Origin of the sequence: Synechocystis sp. LEGE 06083 (assembly GCF_015207725.1) — a bacterium.
GTDB classification, from domain to species: domain Bacteria; phylum Cyanobacteriota; class Cyanobacteriia; order Cyanobacteriales; family Microcystaceae; genus Synechocystis; species Synechocystis salina.
Genome location: NZ_JADEWJ010000282.1, coordinates 1 through 4,775 on the forward strand (window position 1 = coordinate 1; position 4,775 = coordinate 4,775).

General features: G+C 49.1%; 5 protein-coding genes. 1 reads left to right on the top strand and 4 read right to left on the bottom strand.

The features are described 5' to 3' along the window. Nucleotides 1-271 (bottom strand): ATP-binding cassette domain-containing protein (locus IQ219_RS16780; RefSeq protein WP_194073362.1); only part of this gene is annotated, 271 nt, incomplete at its 3' end. A 140-nt stretch (nt 272-411) separates the two neighbouring features. Continuing rightward, on the bottom strand, nt 412-1,854 hold the full coding sequence (gene sufB, locus IQ219_RS16785; protein WP_194073363.1) for a Fe-S cluster assembly protein SufB: 1,443 nt from the start codon (nt 1,852-1,854) through the stop codon (nt 412-414). A 335-nt stretch (nt 1,855-2,189) separates the two neighbouring features. Between sufB and sufR the strand changes: the two genes are divergently transcribed. Continuing rightward, the gene (gene sufR / locus IQ219_RS16790; RefSeq protein WP_194073364.1) at nt 2,190-2,840 is read left to right on the top strand and encodes an iron-sulfur cluster biosynthesis transcriptional regulator SufR; all 651 of its coding nucleotides are present in this window, start codon (nt 2,190-2,192) and stop codon (nt 2,838-2,840) included. Here the strand turns inward: sufR and IQ219_RS16795 are convergent. Both IQ219_RS16795 and rsmG read right to left on the bottom strand, forming a co-directional pair. Next, nucleotides 2,837-3,745, bottom strand: coding sequence for an Hpt domain-containing protein (locus IQ219_RS16795; RefSeq protein ID WP_199309625.1), 909 nt, complete (start codon nt 3,743-3,745; stop codon nt 2,837-2,839). The genes sufR and IQ219_RS16795 overlap by 4 nt on opposite strands. Nucleotides 3,746-3,980: 235 nt before the next feature. Further along, the gene (gene rsmG / locus IQ219_RS16800) at nt 3,981-4,775 is read right to left on the bottom strand and encodes a 16S rRNA (guanine(527)-N(7))-methyltransferase RsmG (protein ID WP_194073365.1); all 795 of its coding nucleotides are present in this window, start codon (nt 4,773-4,775) and stop codon (nt 3,981-3,983) included.

Consider the following 4,775-nt stretch of genomic DNA (forward strand, 5'->3'; position numbering starts at 1 on the left):
GATATTGAAATGCGAGAAAAATACCTGCTAAAGCCCTTTCGTGCGGTTCTAGAGCTGATAAATCTTGCCCCTGGTAAATAATTTCACCGTCGGTAATTTCATAGTCGGGGTGCCCAGTAATTACCTTGGACAGGGTACTTTTGCCGGAACCGTTGCGCCCCATAATGGCATGGACTTCCCCTGCTTTGATTTCTAAGTTAACCCCCTTGAGAATTTGATTTCCATCAACGGAGGCGGCCAAATTTTTAATGGATAGAACAGTCTGGCTCATGAATTAATTTAGTTAAGTAGTTGAGTGGTAAAAATAGATTAGATGAAGAGAAAGCTTGTTTTTTAATAAAACAGTGGGTCAGAATCAGGGGTCTTGGCCGGGGCAGTTTGGCATTAACCGCCCCTAACCAATAGACTTGCTTAACCCACAGTACCTTCTAGTTTGAGGCTCAATAATTTGTCAGCTTCCGCCGCAAATTCCATCGGCAATTCGTTGAGCACATCCTTACAAAAGCCGCTGACTAGCATGGACACTGCATCCTCTTCTGAAATTCCCCGTTGGGCAAAGTAAAAGAGTTGATCCTCGCCAATCTTGGAGGTGGAGGCTTCGTGTTCTACCTTGGCGGTATTATTATCCACCTGAATGTAGGGGAAAGTGTTAGCCGCCGCCCGATCGCCAATGAGCATGGAATCGCATTGGGAGTAATTGCGAGCGCCCTGGGATTTGGGTCCCATTTTCACCAAACCCCGATAGCTATTGGCGGAATTACCAGCAGAAATACCTTTGGAAATAATGGTGCTACGGGTATTTTTGCCGATGTGAATCATCTTGGTTCCCGTATCGGCTTGCTGTTTATTATTGGTTAAAGCAATGGAATAAAATTCTCCCACCGAATTATCACCCACCAGTACACAACTGGGATATTTCCAAGTGATGGCAGAACCAGTTTCCACCTGGGTCCAGGAAATCTTTGAATTAACGCCTTTGCATAGACCCCGCTTAGTCACAAAGTTGTAAATTCCCCCTTTGCCGTTTTCATCACCGGCATACCAGTTTTGCACCGTGGAATACTTAATATCAGCATTATCCAGGGCAACTAACTCCACTACTGCAGCATGGAGTTGGTTGCTATCGTACATGGGCGCTGTACAACCTTCCAAATAGCTAACGGAGGCCCCCTCTTCGGCAATAATTAATGTCCGCTCAAACTGCCCTGTATCCCCATTATTAATACGGAAATAGGTGGACAATTCCATGGGACATTTCACGCCTTTGGGAATAAAGACGAAGGAACCGTCACTGAATACGGCGGAATTTAAGGCGGCAAAGAAATTGTCAGCGGTGGGTACCACACTGCCCAAATATTTTTGCACCAGATCGGGATGTTCCTGCAATGCTTCAGAAATGGAACAGAAAATTACTCCGTCCTCCGCCAGCTTTTCCTTAAAAGTGGTGCCAATGGAAACACTGTCAAAAATGGCATCCACCGCCACATTACTCAAGCGTTTTTGCTCCGACAGAGGAATGCCCAGCTTCTCGAAAGTTTCCAACAAAGCGGGGTCTACCTCGTCTAAGCTTTCTAGTTTTTTCTTACTTTGCTTAGGGGCGGAATAGTAAATAATATTTTGGTAATCAATGGAGGGATAGGTCACCGCTGGCCAAGTGGGTTCCGTCATGGTCAACCAATGACGGTAGGCCCGCAGGCGAAAATCTAACATGAATTCTGGCTCATTCTTTTTAGCAGAAATGAGTCGCACCACGTCTTCACTCAGACCACGGGGGATAGCATCCGCTTCAATGTCGGTGATAAAGCCATATTTGTAGGGTTGGTTGACCAGGTTTTTAACGGTGGTGGAACTCATCGAATGCAGTGTTCTCCGGGGAATTCAGATGGGTAACTGCCTAGGGCAAGGTAGATTGGCAGTGGAACGGAATAAATCTCAAGGAATGAACCTTAAACAACTTATTTGTTGTTTTAGTCTATTCTAGAATAGATTAGCAACCCAATTGTTGTCAAAGTACCAAGACCAAGGTCGGTGATCCTGCGGGAAGTCCCTTGGCCCATGGGCCAGGGTTAACCAATTGATAATTACCCGACAATTAATTTAAGCAATCATGCTTAGCATGGGGGTTGTCCCTTCAGTTTACTGGACTGCCACCGCATCGGTTCCAAAATTTCCCTCTCCTGTTGTTGACCATGACCACCAGTTCTTCCCACTCCACCAAAGAAGATATTCTGCGCTATCTCCTCAAAGAAGGGCAAGGATCGGCGATCGCCATGGCTGAAGAGTTGGGCATTAGTCCCCAGGCCATGCGCAAGCACCTCAAGGATTTGGAAAATGATGGCTTAATTGAGCATCAACAGGAAAGACAGGGCATGGGCAGACCCCAATTTCTCTACCAACTGAGCAAACAGGGCAGGGAACAATTTCCCCAACGTTACGGAGAATTTGCCCTTTCTTTCATCGATTCCCTGGTAGAAACAGTGGGGGAGGAACAGTTGGGGGCAGTGCTGAAAAAACAATGGCAACGGAAAGCGGAAGCCTACCGCCAACAAATTGGCCAGGGTTCCTTGGCCAAAAGGGTACATAAACTAGTGGAACTACGGCGTCAGGAAGGCTACATGGCGGAAATCCATCCCCTTTCCACTGATGAGTCAGAAAAGTTTATTTTATCGGAACATCACTGTGCAATCGCCGACGTGGCCGAATCCTATCCCACGGTTTGTGGTCATGAGTTGGAAATGTTTGCCGCCATTCTGCCGGACTGTGCCATCGAAAGAACCCATTGGCTCAATGACGGGGAACACACCTGCGGCTATTTGATCGAGTCTAAAGCCCCGGACTAATGGGAGGCGGAAAGATTTTTAATCAGTTGGCGCAGTTGACTTTCGTTAAATACCTTCATCAGAATGTTGGCCGCCGCCGTCGGTTCCGCTGGAATGAGAACCTGGGCCACATGGCTAGATGCCAATTGTTTAAGACCATCGCTGACCCGGATGTTTTCTGGTTTGGCCAACGTAAAACAGTCATAGCCTTGTTTCAGATCCTTCAACACCACCGGGGCCAAAGTGCGGTAGGAATGCAAAGGATTGGCGATCGCCTGTTTACTGAGGGAGAGTAAATGCTGCCAATTTTCCTGCTTGGGGGCTAAGCGACCCAAACGGGTGCAATATTCTTGCAGCTTCTCCCGGGAAGTGGCCGAGGGCTCCTGCTTAAACAACTGCAACATTTTGTGCAACAGGGCTTTAATTTCTTCCGGCACATCGCTCTCATTGAACGTACCCGCATTGGTAGACTTAGCCGCCATGGTCTGGGTTGAGGTGGCCGTGGCACTACCTTGGGTGAGGAGGTAATTGAGATAATTCTGTAACTCTTCAAACTGGTGGGAAGCCCCATCCACAATGGAATCCGCCTCCTCTGGTTGGAGCCCGCTGGGACTTTGGAGCTTTTCCACCAAGTCCTGCAAGACATCGTAGCCGTTGAGGAATAGGGACTCCAACTTTTGGTCTACGGGTAATTGATGCTCCTTCAACACCTTGAATGCATCTTCTAGGCGGTGGGCCGTCTTTTGGATGCTGGTGTAGCCCAACATGGCCGCTCCCCCCTTAACGGAATGGGCCGCCCGAAACATCTCGTTGACCTGTTCCGAGTCCCGCACCACCTTACCCAGGTCAAGGATGCCCCGTTCTAGGGTTTCCAAATGTTCCTGAGCTTCTTCGATAAAATAGCCGAGGATTTTCTGCTGATCCAAGGTCGTACCCTCAAATTTGGATGGCCATCCCCTTAGCATACCGCCCACAGACTAAAATAAAACAGCGAACTTAGTAAGCGTTAACTTTAGTCCAAAAAACGGGTCGGGGGATCGTCTGAGTAAGATGATTTATATCTTATACGGCTAAAGCAAATTTTAGCCCCAACGGTGTTTGTCTGTGGGAAAAGTTTTTTGTCAACAATTTACAATAATTTGGTTCAACGGAAAGCCGATATCAATCCAAGACGCCGAGGGGATGTTGACGGGGCACGCCGATCGCCCGGGGAAAATCATTGGGGGTGGGTTTTTCCTTGGTTATGTAGATGAAGTGTCGTTGGGCACCGCTCCAGGGGGTAACAACTGCCACCGTGGCACTGACTTTGCCGCCTAAGAGGGCACTGGCCCGTTCTAACTGCTCCGCTTCCGCCGCCGACCATTGACCCCTGTAAAGCACCACTGTGCCCCCCACCTTCACCAAGGGGAGAGCATATTCCGCACAGACAGCCCCTTCTCCCACAGCCCGGATTAAGGCCAAATCATACTGGGAGCGATGCTGGGACTGGTGCCCCACCGCTTCCGCCCTGGCCACCATATAGGTCAAATTAGCTAAGCCTAAACGGTGCCCCAACTCCTCTAGATAATTAACTTTCTTGCGGGTGGAGTCCAACAGGGCCACGGACCACTGGGGCCACACCAGGGCCACGGGTAATCCGGGGAATCCTCCCCCGGTGCCAATGTCAATCACCTTCGCTTGGGGGTAACCACGGCAATGGTCCGACAACAAAATCCCCGCCAGGGAATCCCAAAGATGTTTTTCCAAAAAGTCCAGGGGAGCGGTGATGCGGGTCAAATTCAAGCGGGCATTACCGGTCAAAACTCCTTGGTAGAGCTTGACCAGAGCCTCAATTTGCTCTCCATCGGGTTGCCAAGCTAAGCCTGGGGGCCAACTTTCCAACCCCCGCCGAAATTCCCCTAAATGCCCAGGGTCTGACGATAAATCGGGGTTATTTTTGTCTAGATTCAATGACAC

Bases quoted from the DNA above. Each gene is read 5' to 3' on its own strand.
- sufB (WP_194073363.1), bottom strand. From the start codon at position 1,854: ATGAGTTCCACCACCGTTAAAAACCTGGTCAACCAACCCTACAAATAT.
- sufR (WP_194073364.1), top strand. From the start codon at position 2,190: ATGACCACCAGTTCTTCCCACTCCACCAAAGAAGATATTCTGCGCTAT.